The organism is Halopelagius longus (genome assembly GCF_900100875.1).
Classification (GTDB): domain Archaea; phylum Halobacteriota; class Halobacteria; order Halobacteriales; family Haloferacaceae; genus Halopelagius; species Halopelagius longus.
The window spans coordinates 300,759-327,350 of record NZ_FNKQ01000003.1 but is presented as its reverse complement, the minus strand read 5'-3'; the positions used below and the strand labels follow the sequence as shown (position 1 = coordinate 327,350).

26 protein-coding genes and 6 tRNA genes are annotated in these 26,592 nt (G+C 62.9%); 17 read left to right on the top strand and 15 right to left on the bottom strand.

Going from position 1 to position 26,592, the window contains the following annotated elements; all coding sequences use genetic code 11:
* Positions 1–107: 107 nt before the first annotated feature.
* Positions 108–473 (top strand): hypothetical protein, encoded by a 366-nt coding sequence (locus BLS11_RS12340; RefSeq protein ID WP_092537873.1) that lies wholly within the window; start codon positions 108–110, stop codon positions 471–473.
* A 596-nt stretch (positions 474–1,069) separates the two neighbouring features.
* Here the strand turns inward: BLS11_RS12340 and BLS11_RS19070 are convergent.
* The gene (locus BLS11_RS19070; protein ID WP_139172798.1) at positions 1,070–1,381 is read right to left on the bottom strand and encodes a hypothetical protein; all 312 of its coding nucleotides are present in this window, start codon (positions 1,379–1,381) and stop codon (positions 1,070–1,072) included.
* Between the two features lie 451 nt (positions 1,382–1,832).
* Here BLS11_RS19070 and BLS11_RS12335 point away from each other — a divergent pair, with 451 nt between their 5' ends.
* Together BLS11_RS12335 and BLS11_RS12330 are read left to right on the top strand one after the other, a co-directional pair.
* Complete coding sequence (locus BLS11_RS12335) at positions 1,833–2,669, top strand: SDR family NAD(P)-dependent oxidoreductase (RefSeq protein ID WP_092537871.1); 837 nt, start codon at positions 1,833–1,835, stop codon at positions 2,667–2,669.
* A gap of 157 nt (positions 2,670–2,826) precedes the next feature.
* Complete coding sequence (locus BLS11_RS12330) at positions 2,827–4,020, top strand: cytochrome P450 (protein WP_217629018.1); 1,194 nt, start codon at positions 2,827–2,829, stop codon at positions 4,018–4,020.
* Positions 4,021–4,293: 273 nt separating this feature from the next.
* On the opposite strand, the gene BLS11_RS12325 is transcribed toward BLS11_RS12330, so the two are convergent.
* The 4 genes from BLS11_RS12325 to BLS11_RS12310 form a co-directional block, all read right to left on the bottom strand.
* Entirely contained in the window at positions 4,294–5,523 is a 1,230-nt protein-coding gene (locus tag BLS11_RS12325) for a cytochrome P450 (protein ID WP_092537869.1), read from the bottom strand.
* 114 nt (positions 5,524–5,637) lie between these two features.
* Positions 5,638–6,258, bottom strand: a complete 621-nt coding sequence (locus tag BLS11_RS12320; protein ID WP_092537867.1) for a TetR/AcrR family transcriptional regulator — start codon at positions 6,256–6,258, stop codon at positions 5,638–5,640.
* Between the two features lie 950 nt (positions 6,259–7,208).
* A tRNA-Phe gene (locus BLS11_RS12315) sits at positions 7,209–7,282 on the bottom strand.
* Between the two features lie 58 nt (positions 7,283–7,340).
* Positions 7,341–7,859, bottom strand: a complete 519-nt coding sequence (locus BLS11_RS12310) for a hypothetical protein (RefSeq protein WP_092537865.1) — start codon at positions 7,857–7,859, stop codon at positions 7,341–7,343.
* A 437-nt stretch (positions 7,860–8,296) separates the two neighbouring features.
* Here BLS11_RS12310 and BLS11_RS12305 point away from each other — a divergent pair, with 437 nt between their 5' ends.
* Positions 8,297–8,929 (top strand): DedA family protein, encoded by a 633-nt coding sequence (locus BLS11_RS12305; RefSeq protein WP_092537863.1) that lies wholly within the window; start codon positions 8,297–8,299, stop codon positions 8,927–8,929.
* Between the two features lie 28 nt (positions 8,930–8,957).
* Here BLS11_RS12305 and BLS11_RS12300 read toward each other — a convergent pair whose 3' ends face one another.
* Positions 8,958–10,007, bottom strand: coding sequence for a DUF7972 family membrane protein (locus tag BLS11_RS12300; RefSeq protein ID WP_092537861.1), 1,050 nt, complete (start codon positions 10,005–10,007; stop codon positions 8,958–8,960).
* 192 nt (positions 10,008–10,199) lie between these two features.
* On the opposite strand from BLS11_RS12300, the gene BLS11_RS12295 reads away from it, so the two are divergent.
* Complete coding sequence (locus BLS11_RS12295) at positions 10,200–10,691, top strand: FxLYD domain-containing protein (protein ID WP_139172797.1); 492 nt, start codon at positions 10,200–10,202, stop codon at positions 10,689–10,691.
* A gap of 81 nt (positions 10,692–10,772) precedes the next feature.
* Here BLS11_RS12295 and BLS11_RS12290 read toward each other — a convergent pair whose 3' ends face one another.
* Positions 10,773–11,741: a potassium channel family protein gene (locus tag BLS11_RS12290; RefSeq protein WP_245698893.1), complete on the bottom strand. Its 969-nt coding sequence runs from the start codon at positions 11,739–11,741 to the stop codon at positions 10,773–10,775.
* A 567-nt stretch (positions 11,742–12,308) separates the two neighbouring features.
* A tRNA-Val gene (locus BLS11_RS12285) sits at positions 12,309–12,381 on the bottom strand.
* A gap of 86 nt (positions 12,382–12,467) precedes the next feature.
* On the opposite strand from BLS11_RS12285, the gene BLS11_RS12280 reads away from it, so the two are divergent.
* From BLS11_RS12280 to BLS11_RS12265, 4 genes are all read left to right on the top strand, one after another.
* The gene (locus BLS11_RS12280; protein ID WP_092537855.1) at positions 12,468–12,995 is read left to right on the top strand and encodes a DUF192 domain-containing protein; all 528 of its coding nucleotides are present in this window, start codon (positions 12,468–12,470) and stop codon (positions 12,993–12,995) included.
* A 21-nt stretch (positions 12,996–13,016) separates the two neighbouring features.
* The gene (locus BLS11_RS12275; protein ID WP_092537853.1) at positions 13,017–13,286 is read left to right on the top strand and encodes a DUF7538 family protein; all 270 of its coding nucleotides are present in this window, start codon (positions 13,017–13,019) and stop codon (positions 13,284–13,286) included.
* A gap of 89 nt (positions 13,287–13,375) precedes the next feature.
* Positions 13,376–15,304: an ABC transporter ATP-binding protein gene (locus BLS11_RS12270; RefSeq protein WP_092537851.1), complete on the top strand. Its 1,929-nt coding sequence runs from the start codon at positions 13,376–13,378 to the stop codon at positions 15,302–15,304.
* A 78-nt stretch (positions 15,305–15,382) separates the two neighbouring features.
* Positions 15,383–16,129 carry a creatininase family protein gene (locus BLS11_RS12265; RefSeq protein WP_092537849.1) on the top strand — a complete coding sequence of 249 codons (747 nt, stop codon included), beginning with the start codon at positions 15,383–15,385 and terminating at the stop codon, positions 16,127–16,129.
* Positions 16,130–16,131: 2 nt separating this feature from the next.
* Here the strand turns inward: BLS11_RS12265 and BLS11_RS12260 are convergent, their stop codons facing one another.
* Both BLS11_RS12260 and BLS11_RS12255 read right to left on the bottom strand, forming a co-directional pair.
* The gene (locus BLS11_RS12260) at positions 16,132–16,644 is read right to left on the bottom strand and encodes a DUF5790 family protein (protein ID WP_092537847.1); all 513 of its coding nucleotides are present in this window, start codon (positions 16,642–16,644) and stop codon (positions 16,132–16,134) included.
* 84 nt (positions 16,645–16,728) lie between these two features.
* Positions 16,729–17,073: a dihydroneopterin aldolase family protein gene (locus BLS11_RS12255; protein ID WP_092538596.1), complete on the bottom strand. Its 345-nt coding sequence runs from the start codon at positions 17,071–17,073 to the stop codon at positions 16,729–16,731.
* 99 nt (positions 17,074–17,172) lie between these two features.
* Between BLS11_RS12255 and azf the strand changes: the two genes are divergently transcribed.
* On the top strand, positions 17,173–17,955 hold the full coding sequence (gene azf, locus BLS11_RS12250) for an NAD-dependent glucose-6-phosphate dehydrogenase Azf (protein WP_092537845.1): 783 nt from the start codon (positions 17,173–17,175) through the stop codon (positions 17,953–17,955).
* 7 nt (positions 17,956–17,962) lie between these two features.
* Here the strand turns inward: azf and BLS11_RS12245 are convergent, their stop codons facing one another.
* Entirely contained in the window at positions 17,963–18,613 is a 651-nt protein-coding gene (locus tag BLS11_RS12245; protein WP_092537843.1) for a DUF309 domain-containing protein, read from the bottom strand.
* A gap of 150 nt (positions 18,614–18,763) precedes the next feature.
* On the opposite strand from BLS11_RS12245, the gene BLS11_RS12240 reads away from it, so the two are divergent.
* Positions 18,764–19,000, top strand: coding sequence for a DUF7564 family protein (locus tag BLS11_RS12240; protein WP_092537841.1), 237 nt, complete (start codon positions 18,764–18,766; stop codon positions 18,998–19,000).
* 703 nt (positions 19,001–19,703) lie between these two features.
* On the opposite strand, the gene BLS11_RS12230 is transcribed toward BLS11_RS12240, so the two are convergent.
* Positions 19,704–19,776 (bottom strand) — tRNA-Arg (locus BLS11_RS12230).
* Positions 19,777–20,071: 295 nt separating this feature from the next.
* Positions 20,072–20,144 (bottom strand) — tRNA-Arg (locus BLS11_RS12225).
* 141 nt (positions 20,145–20,285) lie between these two features.
* Here BLS11_RS12225 and BLS11_RS12220 point away from each other — a divergent pair.
* The 4 genes from BLS11_RS12220 to BLS11_RS12205 all read left to right on the top strand — a co-directional run bounded on the left by BLS11_RS12220 (position 20,286) and on the right by BLS11_RS12205 (position 24,128).
* Positions 20,286–20,813: a hypothetical protein gene (locus tag BLS11_RS12220; protein ID WP_092537837.1), complete on the top strand. Its 528-nt coding sequence runs from the start codon at positions 20,286–20,288 to the stop codon at positions 20,811–20,813.
* Between the two features lie 242 nt (positions 20,814–21,055).
* Positions 21,056–22,522 (top strand): single-stranded DNA binding protein, encoded by a 1,467-nt coding sequence (locus BLS11_RS12215; RefSeq protein WP_092537835.1) that lies wholly within the window; start codon positions 21,056–21,058, stop codon positions 22,520–22,522.
* Between the two features lie 150 nt (positions 22,523–22,672).
* Positions 22,673–23,104, top strand: a complete 432-nt coding sequence (locus tag BLS11_RS12210) for a histone (RefSeq protein WP_092537833.1) — start codon at positions 22,673–22,675, stop codon at positions 23,102–23,104.
* 4 nt (positions 23,105–23,108) lie between these two features.
* Complete coding sequence (locus tag BLS11_RS12205; protein WP_092537831.1) at positions 23,109–24,128, top strand: histone deacetylase family protein; 1,020 nt, start codon at positions 23,109–23,111, stop codon at positions 24,126–24,128.
* On the opposite strand, the gene cca is transcribed toward BLS11_RS12205, so the two are convergent.
* Positions 24,107–25,471, bottom strand: a complete 1,365-nt coding sequence (gene cca, locus BLS11_RS12200) for a CCA tRNA nucleotidyltransferase (protein ID WP_092537829.1) — start codon at positions 25,469–25,471, stop codon at positions 24,107–24,109. The genes BLS11_RS12205 and cca overlap by 22 nt on opposite strands.
* Positions 25,472–25,613: 142 nt before the next feature.
* Here cca and BLS11_RS12195 point away from each other — a divergent pair.
* Positions 25,614–25,686: transfer RNA gene (locus tag BLS11_RS12195), tRNA-Asn, on the top strand.
* Positions 25,687–25,796: 110 nt separating this feature from the next.
* A tRNA-Ile gene (locus BLS11_RS12190) sits at positions 25,797–25,871 on the top strand.
* A gap of 368 nt (positions 25,872–26,239) precedes the next feature.
* Here the strand turns inward: BLS11_RS12190 and BLS11_RS12185 are convergent.
* The gene (locus BLS11_RS12185) at positions 26,240–26,587 is read right to left on the bottom strand and encodes a DUF7344 domain-containing protein (protein ID WP_092537827.1); all 348 of its coding nucleotides are present in this window, start codon (positions 26,585–26,587) and stop codon (positions 26,240–26,242) included.
* Positions 26,588–26,592 lie beyond the last annotated feature (5 nt).

The window sequence follows — 26,592 nt, the reverse complement described above, 5'->3', positions numbered from 1 at the left end:
AGAGCGTTTTCTACCCGCAGAACGCCGGTTTTCGGCCGACGTTCCTTCGAAAGGGGAGGCGTCCGGTCGGCGGTGACTTACAAGGGCTCGCGGCCCGATTCGCCACTATGGACCTCCGCGAAACCATCGAGGACCGAGAACCACTCGTTCGAGTACTCCTCGCCGCTGGCCTCGCAGCCGTGGCTATCAGTTCCCTCAGAAGGGGCCGACGGCTGAGCGGACTGTTGGCCGGCGGCGGCGCACTCGCACTCGGGTACACCATGACGGCCGAACCCGAGGAGTTAGAGGAGTTGACGGAGGCCGTCGGCGTCGACGCGTCCGAGGAACTGGGGGGTCTGACGGAGACTGTCGGTCTCGGCACCGCCGACGGCGATTCCAAACTCGACTGTGCGGTCTGCGGCGAACCCATCGCCGCGGGGGAAGCGCGCGGTCCGAACGAGGACAACGAAATCGTCCACCGGACCTGCAGGTAATCCCGGACGAACGCCCCTGCGAACTCGTTTCTCGCCGCGATTCGACTCCGATTCGGACCCGCTCGTACGCCCGTCAGTGTCCTGCGCCGCCGTCCGCCGGGTCTCACCGCGGACGTTCACCTACGAGAGATCGACCGACCGAGACCTCGCTCAAAGATTTGCGTGGATCAGACAGTCGTCTTTGTACACGACATATTCGACATCTTCTCCGGCTATCCCGATCCCGCCCGCGATCATCCTCAAGCACTTTTTTCTCCTCATCTCAACTCAAATATATGTACAAATGTATTAATAACTCATCTAGAGATGTAATCACATTCGGGTTATCCGTTCGAGTGCATCAGTAGGGCATTTGACGCGCTCACCGTTGGGCGGCGGAGGGCGGACTCGAGGACCCCTCCGACCTGACGGTCGTGCCACTTCGGAACGTACCGAGGTGTAGCCGCCGCTTTCGCCACATCGTAGAACGGGAAACGACGCGAGAGGACGAGTAGTCGCTCTCGAAAGTCGTTACGGCAGTTGAATCGAGAAGGGTGTGTCGCCTCCCGGTACATTGCGGTGTTCGGAGAGGCAAACGACCGGGAAATCGCTCGCGCTCACGGTGCTGACGTTGATGCGGAGGAGAGCAACCCGATCGCTTCCCTCACCTGTCCGCGATGCCAGCAGCAGTCGCCCAGAGACGAGTCTTCTGTGTGTGATGTGGGTAGGCGATCGAACGCAGTGCGGTCGAAGAACTCGACGAGGAACAGCGAGAGATGCGAACCGAACTGCTCCGAATCGCTCGGGAGGATCCGGAGCTGCTCGACGACATCGAACGTTTCGAGCAGATGGTTCGGTTCGTCGACTCCAGTCCCGAACTGTTCCGTGACGCGCAGAAGTTCGCTGACGCCACTGGTGACTGAACTCAAGCGCTGTCACCTCCTTCCTCGCCTCCTGCTCGCTCGACTTCCTGCTGTAGGACTTGAAGACTAGGGTCGCTTCCGTACCTGACGAGCGCTTTCAGACAGATCGCTCTCACGAACGGGTCATCCGAATGCTCGAGTATCCGGACCAAGGTCTCCCGATTCTCTCGAACGAAATCGTCGGGATCACTGTTCGAAGTCGTACCAGGACTCCCCTCCGGGACCGCGGGTCAGACCAGCATCTTCGGGGTCGTATACGTTAACGAGGTTTACGGAGGTGTGACACCCATCGGGTAGTGAAGTCGACAGTTACTACAGAATACTGCGCGGATGGCTATAGATAACCGTTGTTGGATGTAGAGCTTCCACTCATAGTTGCCTACCCATCAAATATTTATCATGATGGTGTATAGAAACTCTTATTGATTGAGTAGTTAATTGACGGCAGGGTTTACTCATGAATGGACTAGATGGGAATACAGCTGTCGTAACGGGAGCCGCATCAGGAATTGGACGCGCATCGGCACGCCGCTTCGCTGAGGAAGGAGCGAACGTCGTCGCCGCGGACATCGACGTGACGGCTGGTCGTGAGACAGTCGATCTGATCGAGGATGCCGGCGGTAACGCGACGTTTGTCGAGGTCGATGTTTCCGATTCCAAGTCGGTCGAGCGAATGGTCGACATCGCGGTCGATACCTACGGAAGCCTCGATTTCGCGCACAACAACGCGGGAATCCTCACCGGCTTTTCGGGGGTCACTGACATCACGGACGAACAGTGGGAACGGATCATCGCTATCAACCTGAAAGGCATCTGGACCTGCATGAAGGCAGAGCTCCCCGTCATGGAGAGTCAGGGCGGTGGCGCGATCGTCAACACGGCCTCCGAGGCCGGCTTAGTGGGGATGGGCGGACTCTCCAGTTATTCAGCCAGCAAACACGGCGTTGTTGGCCTGACGAAATCAGCAGCCCTCGAGTACGCCAGTCGTGACATCCGGATCAACGCGATCGCTCCGGGCCCTACAAAGACGAACATTCAATCAGGTCTTTTGGGCGGAACAGGCGGGTCATCGATACCGCTGTTGAACCGGATCGGGACGGCAATCGAACTAGTCCGAATGGCGATCCGGACGATCCGGGCCGACTACGATACGTCCGCCATGCGGGACGTACCGATGGACCGCATCGCTGAACCCGAAGAGATGGCCGGTGCGGTCGCATTCCTTTGTTCGTCCGATGCATCGTACATTACGGGTCACACGCTGCCCGTCGACGGCGGTCAGGCGGCCGATTGAGGACAAATTAGCTGGGCTTGGAATCCGCTTTTCGTGAGTATCTCTGCGAGGTACTGTCGATTTCCCCGTAGTAGATGACGATCGTTCTGCACGCAGAGATCGATCGAGGACACAGCCAACCGAAAGACCTACACGCCTAATTAATCACTTAATTAACGTGAGCCAGCAAAATCCTGGGCCTGATATGCGACCACCGGACGAACTCACCACGGAAGAGCGGTTGATGGATCCATTTCCGTGGTACGAGACGATGCGCGAGACCGAACCCGTACGGTACGACGGGAGTCGCGACTGTTGGGACGTTTTTCGCTACGATGACGTCAAGCGGGCGCTCTCCGACCACGAGACATTCACCTCGAAGGGCGCATCTGACTTCGATCCGAACGGAAACCTGGGGACGCTTCTCATCGATGAGGACCCGCCGGAACACGACCGGCTTCGGGGCGTCGTCGAGGAGTACTTCCAACCAGGAAACCTCGATGAGCTTCGCCCGTCGATTCGGTCGATCGTGGATGACCGCCTCGATCGAGCGCTCGAAGATGGAAGGGAGATCGACGCTATCGGCGAACTAACCGCCCCGGTGACCGTCTCAACCATCTCCCGTCTCTTGGGCGTTCCCGAGGACGACTGGGATCTGGTCAGACAGTGGTCCGGAGCGATGACTGGCGACGAGGCTGGACGCGATGCCATCATGGAAGGGGTGGGAAAGATGTACGAATACTTCGGTAACCTCCTAGGTGAGCGTCGCCAGAACCCGGAAAGCGACCTGATCTCGGTCATCGCGGGTTCGGAGTCGGACGACGAACCGACGCTTTCGCCATCCGAACAGCGAGCGTTCTGTGTCTTCCTCTTTCTAGCCGGCCACTCGACGACGACCCACGCCGTCGGGAACGCCCTTTGGACGCTCGAGGAAACCGGGGAGTACGAACGACTCCGCGAGGGCGAGCTCGACCGGCGGACAGTGTTCAACGAGGTTCTCCGGTATCGGGGACCGGTACAGTCGATCTCCGGGCGACGAACGACTGAAGCGGTCGAACTCAGCGGAACGGAGATTCCCGAAGGTGAACGGATCGTCTCCTGGATCGGGTCGGCCAATCGGGACCCCGACGCTTTCGACGATCCGGATCTGTTCCGTCCCGATCGGAGGCCGAACCGCCACATCGCGTTCGGATTCGGTCCTCACTACTGTCTTGGCGCGCCGCTCGCGAAGCTAGAGGGCGACGTCATCCTTGATGCTGTCACGGACCGCGTCGAACGACTCGAGGTCGACGAGGGTCCATCTGAGCCCGTCGAGCTGGCAACCAGCTACGGATTCGATCGCCTCCCGATGACGTTTCATCCGCGTAACTAGCTCCGATCGGATTACGTTGGTTTTGTTCCTCCCTGTACACAACTGGCGGATGTCGCGTTGGCTATTACGGAGGTCGAATACGGTCGCCCTTCAATCGGCCACTTGACTACCGTCGATCGACAGTACAGGACTGTGATATAGGAGGTGCCAAACAGAGGCGAGAGGACACTATTCACTGACGGCTACCGAGCACCCGAGTAACCGGTTGCCTGTCACTCGGTGACCCCAGATCCATTACGTAGATACGCGAACATAACAATGGGCGATATCAGCCTATCTTTCGGAATGAGCGTTCACGCTCACCTCACAGGGGAGTGATTCAAGACCGTAGAGGCTACTCAACGGCTGAAGATCCGATAGATCCGCGTCCAGCCGATCAAAGCGCTCAAGTAACTGCTCTATGGCTACGTCTGCTTCCATCCGCGCGAGATGAGCTCCCAGACAGAAGTGGACTCCCGTTCCGAACGCGATGTGCCGGTTGGGCCCTCGCTCGGGTCGGAACTTCTCGGGGTCGTCGAAGATCTCCGGATCACGGTTTACAGCACCCAACCAGAGTGTCAGGACGTCCCCGGTCTGGATCTGTTGGCCGTTCAGCTCGACGTTCTCTGTAGCGATTCGTTTTAATGACTGGATCGGGGATCGATATCGAAGCACCTCTTCGATAGCCTGTTCGTGATCGATCGCCCCCGTTCGAACGTCGTTTATGATTCCCTCTTCCTCGAACGACCAGATCGTATTCGTGAGGAGGTTCGTCGTCGTGATGTTGCCTGCGAGAAGGAGGAGGATACAGAATCCGACCTTCTCTCCTCTGGATAGATCTTCTGCGTTCGCTGCGAGCGTAACGAGATCATCGCCGTCACCCCCCCGGCGCTCTTCCAGTAACTTTGCGAAGTACCTGCCCATCTCCTGTTGGGCCTGTTGCTGTCCTCGCTGGACCCGTTGAATCTCCTCTTCTGTGTCGTCTTCGGGCCGCGCAACGAGTGCATCCGACCACTCCTTGAACTGCTCGCGGCGGTCAGCGGGGATCCCTAGCAACTCGGCGATGACGATGACCGGAACCGGAACTGCGAACTCGTCGACAAAATCGAATTGCTGCTTGTTTTCGAGGTCGTCTAGCAACTCCGCCGTTACCTTCTCCACTTGGGGCTGGTACTCCCGTATCGCTCCCGGTTGGAACTGTTCGTCGATAAATCCCCGAAGTCGGTTGTGTTCCGGCGGGTCTGTTGTGATCATCGTCTGCAACATCGGCATCTCATCACTGCCGCCGTTCGAGGATTCGTTGTCCTCCAGTGTACGATTAGCTGTGAACGCATCATGGTTTTTGAGAACGTGGTTTACGTCTTCGTATCGGAACACGTCCCACGTTTCCCGTTGTTCGTCGTAACAAACGGGAGTTTTCTGACGCATCTCAGCGTACCACTCGAACGGCGAGAGCTGCCTCTCGCGGCTTCGAATGGCTTCCGGTGCCTGACCCACTCCAACGGCTGATCCAGAGGACTGCATACATTAATTAATTGATTAATTAACATAGGTCTTGTGATACCGTCGTCGGCCAGTAGCACTGCGGCGAGAGTAACGTAGGAAGCGGTCGCCGAAACGAGAACAGCAGCCCTCTGACTAACTCTCGACGGAAATATCGTCTATTACGCCATCGATGATCGTTTGACCGCGCTCCGTGGCGTCATCTCGGTTTGTCGTCGTACGAGTGTGGATCGTTTGCTTCAGCAGAAAGAGAAGATGATCTGCCGTCTGCTCCGGTTCCACCGGTTGGAACTGATCAAGTTCGATACCGGCACGGAGGATCTCAATGACCGTGTCTCTGAGTCGGTTTTCCACTTGTGTAGTTTCTGCTCGGAATTCGTCATCCCACGTCGCATGCGCCCACAGTTCGACAAACACTCGCGAAACCCCTTGTTGGATATCGGGTGGTGGAGAGAACAGGACTTGCTCGACTTGCTCTGGTTGAGGAGAGAGAACTTGATCAATGAACTGTCGTAGTTCCGCTTCCGGGTCAGTGATCGGCTGCTCAGCTCGTTGGCCGGCAAAAATCTCGACGAAGACATCGAGCATCGAAAGCAGTAATTCGTCTTTGCTATCGAAGTAATGGTATATCAGGGATGGGTTTTGACCGAGTTCGTCGCCTATATCTTTGATCGAGAGATCCGCGTATCCGTGTCTAGTAAGTGCACGGAAGGCAGCTTCTCTGATTCGTTGTTCAGTCTCAGGATAGTTACTCATCGTATCGATAGTATGTAGAGTAACGGTTCATAAGCCTCTCTTTCGCAATCAGTGACAGACAGTCCCCTAAGTAGCACGTCCATGTTGGTGTGAGAGATCGCGTTCTGTTAGAGGCCCTAATCGCTCTGCTAAAACGTTCTGTATCGACCGACTATCGCTTCTAGCGTTTCAGGTCGAGTTCGCCGAGAGCCTGAGCCTCAGTGCGTATCGACCGTTGAATTTAGTAACTCTTTGGTTGTCACCACGTTCGTCACCGGTATGGGATACCCACGTGGATATATCCCATCAAACCCTCCTGCCTGAGTTGAAAACTGCTGGGAAGCTTGACTGGTGGGATCTCACACCGTTCGGAGAGCTCTCCACCCCGACGTTACTGCTCGTCGGGAGTGAGAGCCCCCACAAAAGCATGGCCGAACGACTCCACGAAATGATGCCAAACAGTCGACTCGCTTACCTTGGAGGGATACGGACGTGCGGTGCATCTCGTCGCCCCAGACCGTTACACCGACGAGGTGCTGTCCTTCATCAGCGAAGTAGATTGAGGCGAATCTCGTGCCGCATTCGCACGTCCTACCTCGGGGTTAGTTCAGCTCCGATCAGACGGAATAAACGAGATCTCTGCGAGAGATGTATCCTCTGTATTCAGCCCTACGGTCACGACAGACACCGCCTCGCCGCGTGCAGTACGCAACGCTTCCTGAGACGATCGGCCGTGCAATTACGAGACGGAAGGAGACGCAGTAACAACTCTCGACTTATCAAGGAACGGAAAACGACGCGAGAGGACGAGTAGTCGCTCTCGAAGGTCGTTACGGCAGCTGAATCGAGAAGGGTGTGCCGCCTCCCGGATTTGAACCTCACTCGCTGACGCTCGCTGGTTCAGAATCCGGTCGGGTACCACTTACAGAACCCGCCGTGCTCGCTTCGCTCGGCGGTCGGGTTCAGAGAAGTGCCGCCTCCCGGATTTGAACCGGGGACAGCTCGATCTTCAGTCGAGTGCTCTCCCAGTCTGAGCTAAGGCGGCGCGCATTCTGTGGGATGCTGGTTATACAAAAAAGGATTTCGAAGTGATTCGACCCGCCCTACGTCACTTTTCGACGCTCGCTGAACGACTCGTTGCCCGAGTTCCACGTCACGTTCGTCTCTGCGGTCACGTAGCCGCCGTTCCCTCTGACCTGCGCCGCCTCGACGAGGCCCAGGTTCACGCGCTTCGTCGTCGTCTTGGTCTCGCCCGGTTCGACCTTCCGGAACGTCTCGTTTCCGCGCCAAACGAGGGTGTCGCCGGCGTACATCTTCGTCACGAAGGTGACGTTCCGCGCCGTCGTGCTCTTCGTGTTCGTCGCCGCGACGGTCACGTCGCGACACGTCAGGCCGCACCGCTCTATGCTCTGAATCCGGAAGTCGAACCGCAAGTTACCGTTCCGACTGTCGCCTTTGACTTGGGCCGCCGCGGAACGGTCGTTCTGTCCCGCGGGCGCCGCCTGCGAGGTGTCGGCCGTTCCGCTTGCGAACGACGACCCGGCGGCGTCTGCGGCGACGACTCCTCCCGCCCCCGAGACGAGGACGACGAGGACTGCTCCGAAGGTGAGTACACGACTCATGTTCTCTCAACTCGGGGCGAGACGCCCCTGTGACTGATGCCTTCGTGTGCGCGGTGTCCCGTTAGGGGCACCCCGCGGCTGACTCGTTGTTATCTCCGTAGTCACAGAATCGATAAATGTCGCGCACGGCAACGGGAACAGCGAACGATGGACGTGAAGGTGTCCTGCGAGAACTGCTCTAGTTGGATCGAGGGGGATTCCGAAGACAGATACTTAGAGTGCGGATGCGGACGCCAGTACATGCTATCCGTTCTGGCGGTCAACGCGCCGAAGACGTCCGATAGCTGATTCTCCCGCGCCGCGCGACGGTGAACGGCTTCATTCGACCGTAGTCGTTCGACCGAGAGACGGCGGCGTCGCTCTCTCCTTTCGACCGTCCCCCCGCCGCCGCGAGGAGGTGCCGTAGGTGTGTTACGGCGTCGCCGCGTACACCGTGTATGGTGGACCTGACGGACGTGGCGCTTCGATTCGTACGTCTGTACGGACCGCTCGCGTTACTCCTCTTTACCTTCCTCGAGACGTCGATGCTCTTTCCGTTCCTCCCGAGCGAAGTCGTCGTCCCCGTCGCGGCCGCACTCATCATCACCGACCCCGCGTCGTTCGCCGTGTTCGTCCTCGCCGCTACCGTCGGCGGGACGGCCGGCGCGTACGTGCCGTTCTACGTGTTTCGCGGCGACCGAGTCGGGGGGAGCGACTGGATTCGGGACCGCGTGAACGTCTCCGAGGAGCGTATCGAACGCGGCAGAGAGTGGTTCCGACGGTGGGGGCGGTCGTCGGTCCTCTGGGGGCGGTTCTTCCCGGCGTTACGCTCCGTGGTCTCCATCCCGGCCGGTCTCGCGGGGATGGACCCTCGGCAGTTCGGCGCGTTCACTGCGGTCGGGTCCGTCGGCTTCTACGCCGCCACCGGCGGTGTCGTCTACTACGGCCGCCAGCGGTCGCTGTTTTCGGCGGCGCTCGCCGTCACAGCGGAGAGACCGGTCCTCGTCGCGGGCGCGATACTTGCGCTCCTCGTCGTCGGAGCGGCCGTCAGAAACCGGTTCCGCGGCGGGGGAGTACTGGGCCGATCGTAACGGAGTTACGGTGACTTTCGGGGCTCTCTTAGTCGGCCTCGCTCTCTCGGACGTCCCCCGGCCGCTCTTTGGTCGGTTCCTCCAGGAGCATCGGACCGGTCGTCGCGGTTCGCCGAGTCACCGTCGCGGTCCGCAGGATGTAGCTGGCGAGTAACGCTAACGGGACGAACACGACCGTCGCGAGGAACGACGTGACGTACGGGAGCAGCTGCACGTTTATCGCCGCGCCTCCGGCGTCGCCGTACAGAAGTGCAATCAGCGCCGCCGCGAGTACCGCGGGGATGCCGCAGTAGATGGTCAACTGCGAGAACCGCGTCAGTTCGCGCTGGAGGTAGACCGTCTTGAAATGCTCCTGTGTTGTGCTGAACAGCCGTAGGGTGCCGATGAGGTCCTCGAACGCCGCCGACGTCTCGTCCGTCAGCGCCGGCGCGTCGTTTCGGAGGGAGCGTGCGGCGGATATCTGCCACCCGTCGTCGTACTCGACCGCCACCGAGAGCGCGTCGAACGCCTCCACGCTCGACCGGTCTATCTGCTCGTTTATCCACTCGGTGTCCGACCGGAGGCGGTCGGTGTACCGCAGGACTTCCCGCTCGAACTCCTCGTCCCGGTGGCCCTCGACCGCGTCGGCTAACTCGTCGCCCCGACGGACGATGGCGTCGGCGATTACAGCGACGATCCGTGCCGGCTCTATCGGGGCCGTCGATACGCTGCTCCGTTCTTCGATGTCCCGTCGGAAGTCCATCACGCCGGCGTACTGATCCCGGTGCTTCCCGGCGGGGGAGAACTCCTGAGAGAGGATCAACTGGTTGACGGAGACGACGAGCGTGACGAGCGAGAACGACCCCGCTATCATCCCGCTGGCCATCCGCGTGATCGAGTTCTGATTCTCGAACGCTATCACGTCGAGGAAGTAGAGGGCGAGGACGAACGCGAAGATTATCGCCGCGATGCCGAACGTGACGACCAGTCGGTCGCCGTCTATCTTCACCCACTCCACGAACCGACTCAGCGACCCCGTCTGCTCTCGTCTCTTGGTCCCGGACGTATCTCCCGTATCGGTAGACCCGACAGAACCCATACGTCGCATACGACACCACCGCCCAAAGTACGTTGGGCCAACCGGTTCGCTCCCGGTCGGCGTCGGGCCGGTCGGCGTCGGGCCGTTCGACGGTCCCGGAGGGAGCGGCTCTGCGATCATATTCAAATGTCTCCCAACCGTCTGTTCGGCCGTGTCAGCTTCCAGTCGGGACCCGAGGACGGTGGAGAGAGGATGAACGGTTCGGACCACATCACGCGCCGCCGCTTCGTGGCCGCCTGTAGCGGCGGTGCCGTGGCGGCCCTGTCCGGGTGTGCGGGGGCGAGCGACGAACCGACGTACCAGGAGGGGCAGGCGAACCAGACGAACGCCAGTCAGCGCACGGCCGAACAGATGCTCGTCGCGGAAGCCCTCGCGACGACGGAGACGAACCAGCGGGCGAACCCCCTCCAATCGCTCACGCTGGAGACGCACGAGTACGTGGTTCAGGACGGGTACAAAGGACCGACCGTGCAGGGCGTCGTCTCCAACACGGACGACTCCCCGATAGAGTACGCGGAGGTCCGCGTCCGAGTGTACAACGCCGACGGCGCGCACCTCGGCCAGTACCTGTCTACCACGCGGGACATCGCACCCAACTCGCGGTGGAAGTTCGGAGTGATTATCCTGAGTTCGGCGTCGGACATCGCGGCCTACGACATCGCCGTCGTCGGAATCCCCGAGTAGCCGTCGGTCCGGTTTCGCGCTGCCCACGGGAGATGGCGCGAGACGACGACTACCGCCCGGAAACGAGAGTAAGCCGCGCCGTTATTCGCTCCGCCGCGACGGCCAGTACCACGCGTCGGCCTCGACCGCCCCGAGCAGTTTTCGCCGCGACTCGTTCATCTCTTCGAGGGCCTCGGCGAACTCCGCGTCGGAGACGGTCGGGATACCCGCCCGGCGGAGGCGATCGAGGTCCGGCGGGGGCGGGGTCTCTCCGGCGGGTTCGATGAACGCGTTGTCGAGCGTCTGGAGGTAGTCTTTGGTACTCGACCGGGTGCTCTTGATGAGGGTGCCGTTCGGCCCGTACTCCTCCGGGATCCCCTCGGCGAGAATCGTCGTCGACTCGGCCAACACCGCGACGGCCATCGCCGACGCCTCGGCTTCACCCTCGCTGTGGTAGTAGTGGAGTATCGGATACGACTTGTGCTGCTCGGAGAGTTGGTTGAGGTTCGAAGAGACCGTATCCAACATGAGGTCGACGTCGTGGAAGTCCTCGCCGTTCCACGACGACCGGATGAACTCCTCGCTCTCCTGCCCTATTCCGGTCACGCTGTTTGCGAACGCGCGCTTCTCGGCGACCGCCCCGAGGACGGCGAGCACGTAGGACACGCCCATCGTCACGAACAGCATCCCGCTGGCCGTCGTGAAGGACGAGGCCATCTGCCAGACGCTCCCGTTGGGCGTGAAGTCGCCGTTCCCGTCGGTGAACATCGTGTAAGCCACGTAGTAGAGCCGACTGGTCCAATCGACGGGGCCGCCGTCTCGCGTGTCGATAAGCGCGTTCTCGCCGCCCGCGAAGACGAACGTCCACCCGAACCAGATGAGTCCGACCCACGTGGCGAGGGTGAGCGTCAGGATGAGGGGGCCGGCGAGACTCAGCAGTCGAGAGTGTCGCTCGCCGACCCGCCGGAGGAGACGCCACACCCACTTCGACAGGCGAGACGAGAGGGGGCCCGCGCCGCCGTCGACCCACAGCGTCGTCCACAGGAGGTCGACGATTACGAGGAGCAACATCGCCGCACCTAAGAGGAGATATAGCGGGTTCACGCTGCGTTCGAAATTCGGTTCGTTCCGTCGCCCCTCGCCTCGAAACTCCGACGTCCGCTCGCGAACGAGTCGTTCGACATAGACTCCATTGCGGGCCAAATGGTAACTTCCTTCGGATAGGTCGAGATGCTTCCAATACGCTCTCTGCTGTATGTCTCTGGGAGCGACGGATGGGAGTGGATTTGAGGACGCTCAGACTAGGACAGTTCTGCTAGACTCGGGCGGATTCGAACCTCGGTCGCTCACTCCGTTCGCTCCCTGCTTCGAATTGCCCTCGGTAGATGATTCTCAGCTCACTTCGTTCGCCGCAGAATCATGGGCTCGGGCGGATTCGAACCACGCCGACTTCGTTCGCTACGCTCACTCGTCGTCAGGTTCTAACCGCCCTCTCGTCACGAAAATACCGTTCGCTGTCGCTCACGGATTTTAGTGGGCTCGGGCGGATTCGAACCTCGGTCGCTCACTCCGTTCGCTCCCTGCTTCGAATCGCCCTCGATAGATGTTTCTCGGCTCACTTCGTTCGCCGAAGAAACATGGGCTCGGGCGGATTCGAACCACCGATCTCGTCCTTGTAAGGGACGCGTCATAACCCCTAGACTACGAGCCCGCATCTCGATTCTACTTCCACGTCGGGATAACGGTTTCCAATTCGCTCGCCGGAATCCTTAGGCGCACTCCGTCCTATCTTCGGGTATGGTCTCGCGGCAGACGCTCACAATCGCCGCGTTCGCGGTGTTGGTCCTCGCCTCCGTCACCGGTGCCGTCTACGCGTTCAACCCGTCGGCGTTCCCGACGAGCGAGTACGAACGGACGACGGTCACCGTCCTCGACGAGGCGGACAACGAGACGCTGGCGACCGTCGACGTTCGCATCGCGGACACCCACCAGAAGCGCTACACCGGACTCAGCGAAACCGAGTCGCTCGGCGAGGACGAGGGGATGCTGTTCGTCCACGACGACGAGGGCGAACACGCGTACGTGATGCGCGAGATGTCCTTCCCCCTCGACATCGTCTTCGTGGACGAGAACGGCACCATCACGCAGATTCACCACGCCGAACTCCCGCCGGAGGGCACCTCCGGAGAGGACCTGACGAAGTACAGGGGCACCGGGAAGTACGTCCTCGAAGTCCCCTACGGCTACACGAACGAGTCGTGCATCGAGGAGGGCGACCGGATCCGAATCGGCGACTACGGGTCCGAAGGCGAAACAACGACGTAAGGTAGCCCCGAAACCGGAGGCATGGGCGAACACGTCGAGGCACTCGCGGAGTTGGAGGGGTGGCGCGCCGAGGGGTTCGCGGCGAGAGTCCACTACCGGGGCGCCGACGACCACTACAGCGTCGAGTTCTACGAACCCTCCGAGTGCGTCCTCTACTGGAAGGTGAAAGACGACGGCGAGACGGCGGTTCCCGTCGGACGGAACACCGTCCCCGACCCCCTCCGGGCGCGCATCCGCGAGGACCTCTCCGAGGCGTCCGTCGACCCGGACGTGGAGGACAGAGTGCTGTAGGCCGTCGCGGGTCCGCGTCGCTCTCGCCGCGCTGACTGTTTCGGTTCGTATCAAACGGTTTAGTGTGCTGGGCCCCCGAAGACGGTGTAATGGCTACCTCCCCGAGCGACGACGACCCCTTCGAGGAACAACGGGAGCAAGCCGAGAATCCGATGCGGCGTCTGTTCGTCGAGTACGGGCGACGGAACCTGCCGCAGTTCTCGGTCGGCGTCCTCGCGAGCGTGGGCGCGCGACTGCTCGACCTCCTGCCGCCGTTGCTCCTCGGCATCGCCGTCGACGCCATCTTCCTCGACGAACGCGCGTTCGACCTCCCCATCGTCCCGCAGGCGTGGCTCCCGGGGGCGCGAGACGCGCAACTGTGGTTCACCATCGGCCTCATCGCCGTCGCGTTCTTCGGCGGGGCGGCGTTCCACTGGACGCGCAACTGGGGGTGGAACTCCTTCGCGCAGAACATCCAACACGACGTTCGGACGGACACGTACGACAAGATGCAGCGGCTGAACATGGAGTTCTTCGCCGACAAGCAGACCGGCGAGATGATGTCCATCCTCTCGAACGACGTGAACCGCCTCGAACGGTTCCTCAACGACGGGATGAACTCCGCGTTCCGCCTCGGCGTCATGGTCCTCGGCATCGCGGGCATCCTCTTTTGGCTGAACTGGCAACTCGCCCTCGTCGCCCTGCTTCCGGTGCCCCTCATCGCCCTCTTCACCTACTACTTCATCAAGACCATCCAGCCGAAGTACGCCGAAGTCCGCTCGTCCGTCGGGCGGGTCAACTCCCGGTTGGAGAACAACCTCGGCGGCATCTCCGTCATCAAGACGTCGAACACGGAGACGTACGAGTCAGAACGCGTAGAGGACGTGTCGATGGACTACTTCGACGCGAACTGGGACGCCATCGACACCCGCATCAAGTTCTTCCCCGGCCTGCGCATCCTCGCGGGCATCGGCTTCGTCCTGACGTTCACCGTCGGCGGCCTCTGGGTGCTGAACGAGACGGGACCGTGGTTCTTCACCGGGACGCTCGCGCCCGGGGAGTTCGTCACGTTCATCCTCTTCACCCAGCGGTTCATCTGGCCGATGGCGCAGTTCGGGCAGATTATCAACATGTACCAGCGGGCGCACGCCTCCAGCGCTCGGATGTTCGGCCTGATGGACGAACCGTCGCGCATCGAGGAGGACCCCGGCGCGGAGGAGTTGGTCGTCCGCGACGGCCGCGTCGAGTACGACGACGTGACGTTCGGCTACGACGAGAGCGAGACCATCGTCGAGGACGTCTCGTTCGAGGTTCCGGGCGGCGACACCCTCGCGCTCGTCGGCCCGACCGGCGCAGGGAAATCGACGGTCCTGAAGCTCCTCCTTCGGATGTACGACGTGGACGAGGGGTCGGTTCGAGTGGACGGTACCGACGTGCGCGACGTGACGATTCCGAGTCTCAGGCAGGCCATCGGCTACGTCGGGCAGGACACGTTCATGTTCTACGGAACGGTCGAGGAGAACATCCGCTACGGGTCGTTCGACGCCGACCACGAGGACGTGGTCGAGGCCGCCAAAGCCGCCGAGGCCCACGATTTCATCCGGAACCTCCCGGAGGGCTACGACACCGAAATCGGCGAACGCGGCGTGAAGCTCTCCGGCGGGCAGCGTCAGCGTCTCTCCATCGCCCGCGCCATCCTCAGGGACCCCGACATCCTCATCTTGGACGAGGCCACCTCCGACGTCGACACCGAGACGGAGATGCTCATCCAACGCTCCCTCGACCGCCTGACGGAGGACCGGACGACGTTCAGCATCGCTCACCGCCTCTCGACCATCAAGGACGCAGACCAGATAGTCGTCCTCGAAGACGGGCAAATCGTCGAGCGCGGCACCCACGAGGAACTCATCGGCGAGGACGGCCTGTACGCCCACCTCTGGGGCGTCCAAGCGGGCGAGATAGACGAACTCCCCGACGAGTTCGTCGAACGGGCGAGTCGCCGCGCCTCCCGGACCGAAGTCGGGGACGACGACGACTGAGGCGGGGCGCTGTAACGCGCCGGTCCGACGGCGCTTCCATCCGGCGGTTACAAGCCGCCCGAGCCCACACCGCCGTGTATGCGACTCTCGGAGGCGACGTGGACCGACGTGTCGAATCTCGCCGCGGAGACGAACCTCGCGCTGTTGCCCGTCGGCAGCACCGAACAGCACGGTCCCCACGCTCCCCTCGGAACCGACGCGTTCACCGCCGAGGCGGTGGCCGAGGCCGGCGCGGAGGCGTACGACGGCGACGCGGCAGTCGCTCCGACCCTCCCCGTCGGCGTCGCCGCCGAACACCGGCAGTTCCCCGGCACGCTGTGGTTCTCTCCGGAGACGTTCCGCTCGGCCGTCCGCGAGACGGTCGGTAGCCTCGCGGAACACGGGTTCGACCGCGTCGTAATCGTCAACGGCCACGGCGGCAACGTGGACGCGTTGAACGAGGTGGCGGGGACGATAACCCGCGAGGACGACGCCTACGCGGTGGCGTTCACGTGGTTCGACGCCGTCGGCGACCACGCCGCGAAGATGGGCCACGGCGGACCCTTAGAGACCGCGTTCCTCAGACACCTCCGGCCGGAACTCGTCCGCGAGGAGCGAGTAGAAGCGGCCGCGGAAGGCGGGAGCGACCGCTGGGGCGAGTGGGTATCGGGGGTGAACCTCTCGCACGACTCCGCTGAGTTCACCGAGAACGGCGTGGTGGGCGACCCGAGACAGGGCGACGCGTCGCTGGGGGAAGCACTACTCGACCTGTCGGCCGAGTCGTTGGCCGAACTCCTCGACGCCGTCGCCGAACGCGACGTCGACCGGCCGCGTCGGCGCGACTGAAATCACTCTTCGTCTTCTTCGGCTTCCTCTTCGGCGTCGGCGTCCGCTTCGTCCGTATCTTCGCCGTCGTCGGCGTCCGCATCGGCGTCCGCGTCGGATGCGGCGTCCCGTTCCTCGGCGGCGTCTGCGGCCTCCTGCAGTTGACTCCGCAGTTGCGGCATGGTGCTCGTCAGTTCGCCGACGAGTTCCTCCGCGTCGCTCACCGTCTCCAACAGTTCTTGGACGGACGCTATCTCCGATTCGAGGGAGTCGGGGTCCTCGAACGCGTCGGCGCGTTGGCCGACGATGAACGTCTTCTTCGCCTGCCGGAGGTTCTCCTCGGCTTCCTCGACGTCCAGCGCCGACTTGAGACCGTTGAGTACGCCGAGGACGTTCTGCGCCTCGGTGTCCCAGATGGCGTCGGCGTCGGGCAGGGAACCCCGCACGGCGTCGAGGTGCTCCTCGACCTCAGAGCGCATCTCTTCGGCGGCCTCTCCGAACAGGTCGTCGTCCCCGAGCGTGCTTTGACTACTCATGCCTCTCCCTTCGGCTCCCGGTAGTTTAAATACACGCCCGAAAGTGAAAGTGAAATCTCGTCTCGGAGCGGCTCTGACGCCCGTTCAGTCCTCGACGGAGACGAGTCGCATCATGGGGTAGTCGTCCTCCATCTCCATTCGCGTCCGGACGCGCGTCCCCTCGTACTCCACGAGCATCTCGACTTCTATGAACCGCCCCGTCAACTCCGCGTAGTCCGCCGTCGATTCGGCGAGTTCGGAGGCGAGGTCGTCCACGAGGACGTCCACTTCGACCGACTCGCAGTGGGGTTGGTTCTCGATGGCGTCCTCCATCGCGGTGGCGAGAGAGTCCGCGCTGGAGGGGCTGACCGGCGTCCCGGCGAACTGGTGGTACAGCGACCCGAACTTGATACCCGCCTCGAAGCAAGCCGTCTCTGCCGTACTCGGCATGGGGTCTCTCGCGCCCGCCCGAAGATAGACGTGTCGGCTCGCTTCCTCGCAGACGCGAATCGGGTCTTTCTTAGCCATCCTTCGCCCAGTAACGACCGAATGGACGACCCGGTTCTCTTGACAGGGGCGGGTGGGCGCGTCGGTCAGGCTATTCTCCGCCACATCGGGACCGACTACGACTGGCGATTGCTCGACCGCGAACCGCTGTCTGACGACAAGATTCCAGAGAGGGTCGGCGACGAGGCGGTGTACGCCGCGGACATCACCGACAGAGAGGCCGTCGAAGAAGCCGTCGCCGGCGTCCGCGCGGTCATCCACCTCGCGGGCGACCCGCGGCCGGAAGCGCCGTGGAACAGCGTCCTGCAGAACAACATCGACGGGACGCACACCGTTCTCGAGGCCGCCGCCGAGGCGGGCGTCGAGAAGTTCGCCTTCGCCTCGTCGAACCACGCCGTCGGCAGCTACGAGACGGAGGACCGCACGCCCGACATGTACCGCTCGCACGACAAGTTCCGACTCGACGGAACGGAACTCCCCCGTCCGAGCAACCTCTACGGCGTCAGCAAGGCGACGGGCGAGATTCTCACCCGCTACTACCACGACGAGTACGGTATCTCCGTCGTCAACGTGCGCATCGGCAACCTGACGGAGGGGCACCCGCCCATCGACTACGAACGCGGACAGGCGATGTGGCTCTCGTATCGGGACTGCGCGCACCTCTTCTCGCGGTGCATCGAGGCCGACTACGACTTCGAAATCGTCTACGGCATCAGCAACAACGACCGGAAGTACTACTCCATCGACCGCGCGAAGGAGGTTCTCGGCTTCGACCCGATAGACAACTCCGCGGAGTTCGAAGACGAGGACGGAGACGGCGAGTGACGGTGGCTCACTCGAACAGTCCGGTCGCGTCGCGTTCCCGCGCGCGTTCTCGCTCGACGTGCGCGAACAACCGTTCGTAGAGGATATCTCTGTTCTCCCTGTCGCCGACGAAGTCGAACAGGAACGCGACGTACCTCGTGCCCGCCCGTCCGCCGCCCACACCCGGTTCGTCTTCTTGCACTTCCTCGGTCGCGTACTCCACCGCGCGTTCGATTACCTCCTCGTCGTAGGCGTCGTAGTCCTCGGCGACGACTCTCGCGGCGTCGGCGACGTCCTCGAACGGCAGGTCGTCGGCCCGGACGACTCGCCCCTCGATGCGCAACGGGAGCGGACGCGCGCGTTCGGCGAACTCCGGGTCCGCCTCGAGGCGACCCAGATACCGCCGCACCGCGGCGACGTTCACCCCCCGGTAGTTTCCGTCTCCGTCGGCCACCTCCCCGAGGTACTCGCGCGCACTCGTCGCCAACCCGACCGCACCGCTCCAGTTTCGGTTCCGCGCGTGGTGGACGGCCGCCGTGTACTGGATGAGGCCGTGGAGCAGTCGTTCGTCCGGCGTCCCGTCCGCCAGTTCGAGCCACCGAGGCTCCCACGCGTCGTGGGCGGCGTGGTGGTCGCCCGCGTTGAACACCGCCGCTCCGACGCGGAGTATTCGTTCCATACTTCGAACACGTCGTCCGCATCCTAAATAGCCGACGTTCGCCCGTTCGGGCTTCAGCACGCCGGTGATACGCTTATACGTATCCGTACCGTAGGGCCCGTGATAGCACATGAAAATAGTCGGTAATCCGACCATTTCGGAGGTGGCCGAGTGAAGCGAACGCACGAACCGGTCTGCGTCGCCTGCGGCACCGAATATTCGTTCACCGGGACGTACAAGGGTAACTACTGCCCGGACTGTCACGAGAAGTGGGTCGGGTCGCCGAAGGACGACTCCTCCCGTGACCCGTCGCCGCGGCCGATTCGGAAGCGCCGCACCCCGTCGGTTCGCCCCATCGAGGAGAGCGACGACGAGGAGGACGTTCCGTCGCGGTACGACGAGGAGTAGTCCGCACCGGATACGAAATATCTAATTCCTTCAGTCACTCTCCCACAGTTCATTTATCTTGAATTACTAAATTCCCCGAATATTTATACTCTCCAAAGAGCAATATGCTATTAATCGCTGGTAGAGGGACAACGTGGTGCGCTGAGACCGAGGTTCGACTCCTCGGGGAGGTCTCTGGCAAGAGCGAAATGCACCATCAAAGACCTCATACTATCAGTGTTAGCGACCGTAACCGCGAAAGGCCTCGTAGGAACCGCACTTTCAGTTTCGGGCGTGGCGCTCCCGGCAATATTGGCGCTCGTGCTTACTGCCGTTCTCGGCAGTTTGCTCGCCTCCATCGGCAGACTCCTCTTGCCCTGTACACGCTGAGGAACACCTCTGTCACACGTGATGCAGACGACTCGCTTCGCTCACCGCGTAGTACCAGAAGTCTCTCGCCGTCTTGCCTCGGTAGAATGGCGTCCTGACGGAGTCCCCCGTGAACACCGTGAACGGGGGCACGTGAGGCCTTTGGGCCTCACGGAGTCCCACGCGAGTGGACGCGAGCGTGGGGCAAGTCAGGGCGCTCATTTCATTCGCGACCTGACGGAGATTTGAACTCGCCGAAACTCGCGTTGCTCGTCTCGTCTGCTCAAATCACCTCGGAGGAGTTTCACGAGGCGCAGGCTCCTCGCTTCGCTCGTCGCGTAGCGTCTCGCAGAAACGTCCTGACGGAGATTTGAACTCCGGTCCCTGGCTCCGCAAGCCAAGAGGATAGTCCACTACCCTATCAGGACTCATCCTTCGCTACACCTCGTTTGCTTAAGACGGTTACGATGTGTGCGGGTGGCCGCCTCCTCGATGTCGCCACTGTGAGACTACTTCAACTGTATTGATGCAGACTCCGCAAACAGGTAGACGACGCTCAGCGCGCACGGGGAGCAAGTCGGGTCGCGAGTGAAATGAGCGCCCTGACGGAGATTTGAACTCGCCGAGACTCGCGTTGCTCGTCTCGTCTGCTCAAATCACCTCGGAGGAGTTTCACGAGGCGCAGGCTCCTCGCTTCGCTCGTCGCGTAGCGCCTCGCAGAAACGTCCTGACGGAGATTTGAACTCCGGTCCCTGGCTCCGCAAGCCAAGAGGATAGTCCACTACCCTATCAGGACTCACTCCTGGATTGGCGTCACCCCTTGAAATGGTTTGCGATGCGGCCACTCCCTCGCGGTGTGCCACCCCGTCGCGCGGAAAGCACCAAGGACTGTTTGTGCCTACGATACGACTATTTCCCGACGGCGCGACTGTCAGGTATGAACCGCCGAACGGTCCTCACCGGAACTGCCGCGCTCCTCCCTCTCGCCCTCGCCGGTTGTCTCGGGGGCTCCGCCGGGTCCGACGGGGAGACGGACACCGAGACGGAGCAGACCGAGACGGAAACGACCGGAACCGACGAACTACCGACGACAGGCGACGGCACGTCGGGGACGCACCCCCGCTTCACCGAGTCGTCGCTCACCCCCCGCGACGAGTGTTCGTCGCCGGGCGAAGCCAGCGTCGCCTTCGACGACGAGGGTGTGACCGTCACCGGGTGCATCGTCGGCAAGAACGGCTGTACGGTCCCCTCGATGGAAGACCTCACCTACGACGGCCGCGAAGGGCTGGTGACGCTCGTCGTCGCCGCCGTGGAGGAACGCGACGACGACGAGATGTGCACCGAGGCGCTGGAGAACCTCGGCTACGAGGCGCGCGTCGCACTCGACGGCACCGTCCCCTCCGCCGTCGCCGTCGTCCACGACGACGTGAACGGAAAGCGGGAAGTCGCCCGCGAGGAGCGCTGACCACGGCTTCCGAGCGCAGTCGCCGCCGAGACGAGACTTTTTGTACGAACGCGCGGCCACCGAAGCACGTGTTCCGACCCGCCGACCTAATCGCCCGACTGCGACGGGGTACTCCCGCGAAGACAACGCTTAAGCGCGGGCCTACCTTGGACGATGATAGGATTATGGCCGCTATCGCCCGAACCACGGGTTTCTCTCTTCGCAGCGTCGGACGCGGACGACGGGACGGAGGTGTCGCGTAGATGGGTGCGATCGAAGACGTCTACGAGGACCTCGAAACCGACGTGTCGTTCGAGAAGTTCGAGGCCGCCGTGGAAGACAAGGTCGAACAGATGGGCGGACTCGCCGACGAGGAGACGGCGGCGATGCTCATCGCGCACGAACTCCGCGACGAGGAGGTCGAGGGTGTCGCCGACATCGAACCCGGCATGGAGGACGTGAAGTTCCTCGCGAAGGTGATGAGCATCGGCGAACTCCGGACCTTCGAACGCGACGGCGAGGACGAGGACGGCCGCGTCCTCAACGTCGAAGTCGCAGACGAGACGGGACGCATCCGCATCTCGCTTTGGGACAACGTCGCCGTGGACGCCCTCGAAAGCCTCGAAGCGGGGGACGTGCTCCGCATCGCGGGGCGACCCAAGGAGGGGTACAACGGCGTCGAGGTCAGCGTCGACAAGGTCGAACCCGACCCGGACGCCGAGGTGGACGTCCAGATGCAGGACTCCTACCGCGTCGAGGACCTCTCGCTCGGCCTCTCGGACGTGAACCTGAAGGGCCGCGTCCTCAGCACCGACTCGGTGCGGACGTTCGACCGCGACGACGGGTCCGAGGGTCGCGTCGCCAACCTGACGCTCGGCGACCCCACCGGCCGCATCCGCGTCACCCTCTGGGACGAGAAGGCCGACCTCGCGGACGAGTACGAACCGGACGACACCGTCGAAGTCGTCGACGGGTACGTCCGCGAACGCGACGGGTCGCTCGAACTCCACGTCGGCAACCGCGGCGCGGTGGAGGAACTCGACGAAGATATCGAGTACGTCCCCGAGACGACCGACATCGCTGAGTTGGAACTCGGCGAGACGGTCGATATCGCGGGCGGCGTCATCGAGACGGACCCCAAGCGCACGTTCGACCGAGACGACGGGTCCGAGGGGCAGGTCCGGAACATCCGCGTCAAGGACGACACCGGCGACATCCGCGTCGCCATGTGGGGCGAGAAGGCCGACACCGACGTGGACCTCGCGGACTACGTCGTCCTCACGGACGTCGAGATAAAGGACGGCTGGCAGGAGGACCTCGAAGCCTCCGCCGGGTGGCGGTCCACTATCAGCGTGATGGACGAGGCTCCCGACGGCGCGAACGCCGGGAACGCCGCGGGCGGTGCAGACGAGGCGCAGGCGGAGTCACAATCGCAGGGACTCGGCGCGTTCGAGGACGCGGGCGACGCCGAGGGGTCGTCCGACTCGTCCGCGGCGAACGGCGCTTCGTCGTCCGGCGGTTCCTCGGAGTCGAACGCCGACGACGGCGAGATAGAGGAGTTCACCGGAACCGTCGTTCAGGCCGGCGACCCCGTCGTCCTCGACGACGGCACCGAGACGCGGAGCGTGGAGACGAACGAGTCGCTCAAACTCGGCCAAGAGGTCACGGTTCGCGGCGCGGTTCGCGACGGGCGCATCGAGGCGACCGAAGTCGCCTTGGAGAACCGCTGAACGTCGGACGACGCTTCTCTTTCGGCGAACCGAACGGCGCGCGTAGTCGCGACACCGGCCTCGTGGCGTCGAGAAGGGCCGAGAGATGCCGAGAACCCACGAGAGCCGCTACGGAAAGGATTATACGCCGCACGGACGGCATATGAGGGTATGAGCGTCGAGTTACCGTTCGCCCCGGTCGATACGATTATCCGGCGCAACGCCGGCGAGCTCCGGGTCAGCGCCGACGCGTCCGAGGAACTCGCCCGGCGCATCCAGCGCCGCGGCTCAGACCTCGCGGCCGACGCGGCCGAACGCGCCGAGGAGGACGGCCGAAAGACCCTGATGGCCGAGGACTTCGGCGTCGAACAGGTAGTCGAACGGGAGGAGCTGGAACTGCCCATCGCCCCCGTGGACCGCATCGCCCGACTCGACATCGACGACCGGTATCGTGTGTCGATGGGTGCGCGCATCGCACTCGCCGACATCTTGGAGGACTACGCCGACAACGTCGCGAGCGCCGCCGCGAAGCTCGCGCGCCACGCCGACCGGCGGACGATACAGGCCGAAGACATCGAGACGTACTTCGCCCTCTTCGAGTAGACCGATGCAGTTCGGCTACAGCGAGACCTGCCTCGCGCACGACACCGGTCAACGACACCCGGAGACGGCCGACCGACTCCGCGCCATCAGGCGCGCCCTCGCGAAGCGCCACGGGGCCGACTACGTGGACGCGCCCCCCGCCACCGACGACGACGTCGAATCGGTCCACGACGCCGACTACGTCGCCGAAATCCGCGAGTTCTGCGAGGACGGCGGCGGGAGCTGGGACCCCGACACCGTCGCCTCCGAGGAGACGTGGGACGCCGCCCTCGCGTCGGCGGGACTCGCGCAGTGGGCCGCCCGGCAAGCGGTGGAAGGCGCGGACGCGAGAGACACCGCGTTCTCCCTCGGACGCCCGCCGGGGCACCACGCCGTCGAAGACGACGCCATGGGGTTTTGCTTCGTCAACAACGCCGCCGTCGCGGCCCAGACGGTACTCGACGACGACGAACTCGACGCCGAACGCGTCGCTATCTTCGATTGGGACGTTCACCACGGCAACGGCACGCAGGACATCTTCTACGACCGGGACGACGTGTTCTACGCGTCCGTCCACGAGGACGGTCTCTACCCCGGCACCGGCGAAATCGAGGAGACGGGCGAGGGCGACGGCGAGAACGCGACGCTGAACGCTCCTCTCGCGGCGGGCGCGGGCGACTCCGATTACCTCCTCGTCGTCGACGAACTCCTCCGACCGGCGCTCGAACGGTTCGACCCCGACCTCCTGTTGATCAGCGCGGGGTTCGACGCGCACCGACACGACCCCATCTCCCGGATGCGCGTCTCGACGGAGGGGTACGCGCTGATGACCGACCGGATCAGACAACTCTGCGACGACGTGGACGCTGGGCTGGCGTTCGTCTTAGAGGGCGGTTACGGCCTCGATACGCTCTCGGAGGGCGTCGCGATAGTCCACGAGACGTTCGACGGTCGCTCGCCCATGGAACCTGACGACGAACCGAACGAGAAGACGGAGACGCTCGTCTCGGACGTGCGCGAGGCTCACGGACTCGGTTCGAAGTAACGGGCGAACTCGACGCCGAACGCCTCCGTCTCCGCGAGTTCCGCCACCGCCTCGCCGACGAGCACCTCGTACGATTCTTCGAGCTTCGACTCCACCCGAGAGCCGAGTCCGACGTCGAAGATGGCGTCGCTTTCGAGGAACGCCGACGCTTCGGCGTACTCCCGGTCCCGTTCGACGACGTACCGGTCGCCGTCGAGGAACGGGCCGTAGTCGCCGCTGTCGGCGTAGGCGTCGTAGAACCCCTCCGCGTGGTTGCGAACGTGCACCGGCGGGCCCTCGTGGCGGGAGATGGTCGGAAGCGTCGCGTGCGCCAGTTCGACGAAGAGGACCGCTCGGTCCTCGGCGAACGTCGTCGCCCGGAGGGGGCCGAATCCGCGGCGGTCGAGTTCCGACCGCACGCCCGACAGCGACTTGCGGAGTTGCGGGTACAGTTGGTCCGCCACGATATCGGGCGCGTCGAAGACGACTGCGACGGGCGTCGTCCCGCGCCGTTCGACGTGCGAGCGAACCTCGTCGGGCGAGAGGGGGTCGGGGGCCGGCGAGAAGAAGAACGACTCGTCGGGGCCTGCGAGGAACGCGCGGGCGTAGTGTTGGAGCCGGGCGACGTTCTCCGCGGAGCAGACGGCCGCCACGTTCCGCGCCGGGTCGGTCGGGTCGACGACGACGAGGGGGTGGTCGAACGACCGTTCGCCGTGGTCCTCGGGGTCGAAGACGACCGGCGGGTGCCAGTCGGCGGCGGCCCGCAGGAGTTCCTCGAACCCCCCGTACTCCAAGACCAACAGTTCGGTGAGGTAACCCGAGAACCCCCTCGTTCGGAGGTCGCTGCCGTACGCGCCGATGCCTTTCAGGAAGCGCTTGAACACGCGCACGTCGGCGGCGAGTTCGTCGTCGATGCGTTCTCGGAGGTAGGCGTTGTGGTGCGGCGTCCGGTCCACCGCCGACCGGAGCGAGGAGCCGTCTTCCACGTCGTAACAGGGTACCAAATCGACGTCGAAGCCGCGGAACTCGCCGGTGACGTACGGGTGTTCGGCGTACTCCTCCTGTCCGTCCGGGAGGACGGCGCGACCGATTTCGAGGCCGTAGGACTCCAGCGACTCCCTGTCGAGGCCCTCGGGGAAGCGAACGAACAGGTCGATGTCCCTGTCGCCGGAGAGCCACGTCCCGCGGGCGGTAGAGCCGACGCGAATCGCGTCGGCGTCGACCGGGAGGTCCGCGAGTTCCTCCTCCACGCGGGCGGTCAGCGCGGATGCGGCCTCGCGAAGCGCGGTCCGTTCGTCCTCGTCCGGATCGATTCGCTCCCGGACGCGTTCGACGACGCGCGAGATGTCCTCCGAGTCGGCCATGTTCGTCCCGGCTTGACCGCGGGCGGGCGAAAGGGTGTCGGTGCGTCCGCCGCCGGACGCACGGTGACAAGTCGCACTATGGCTCCAAAACGAAAGCCCTACAAACAACCTCGGTGTACGAAGGAGTGCGGAGAACGCCCGAGCCGTCGTAGCTCAGTTGGTAGAGCACCTCGCTGTTAACGAGGTGGTCCCAGGTTCGAGTCCTGGCGACGGCGCTTCCACTTCCTCTCGTCTCCGACCGCCGAGTCGTCACTCCGTCCGCCGGTTCGCCCGACGGACAACGACAACGCTAAAGAGGTGCCCGCGGGAAGTGGTGAACGCACGAGGGCCCTTAGCTCAGCCTGGTTAGAGCGCTCGGCTCATAACCGAGTGGTCGATGGTTCGAATCCGTCAGGGCCCATCGATTTTCTGCGAACGAAGTGAGCAGTAAAATCGACACGCTCTGACGGTTCGAATCCAGAGAACGAGCAACGCGAGTTCTCGCGGTTCGAATCCGTCAGGGCCCACGAAGAAACCCGCGAGCGTAAGCGAGCGGTGTTTCGACTCTGTCGTGACGGAATCGAACTCGGGAGTGAAACGAGCGAAGCGAGTGGAACGGCCAAAGTTCGAATCCGTCAGGGCCCATCGATTTCTGCGGACGAACTATGGAGCGGATGTGAGATACACCGTTCGGCATCGGCCATTCCCGACTTCGACCGTTGAGTATCCCTACCGCCACGAGTACCACCTCTCGAAAAACCTCACAAAATCCGGGAGAGCGCGGGACCGTTAGTTCGTATCGACCGTTTTTGTGAGCGTCGCTGCCGTTTTCAGGTCGTCGGTCGGAACGACGCGGTGGTCCTCGGGAGAGTACTCGAGAACACCCGCATCGTCCAACTTCGGGAGGTGGTTGTGGTGGAGGGTTATCTCCGCTCGTTCGATATCTTGCTCGGGTATCTTCCCTTGCTCGACGCCTCGGAGTTCCCCGGCAACCCCTTCTGCGAGATCCGAGAGGGTGACTGAGCGGTCTTCTGCTGCGAGGATACCGACCACGGTGAGTCGGTGCTTGTCGTCAAGGACGGCGAGAGAGTCGGTAGTTGAACGCCCGGACGGAATGCCGTCTTGTTTGACTGCCATCTCTA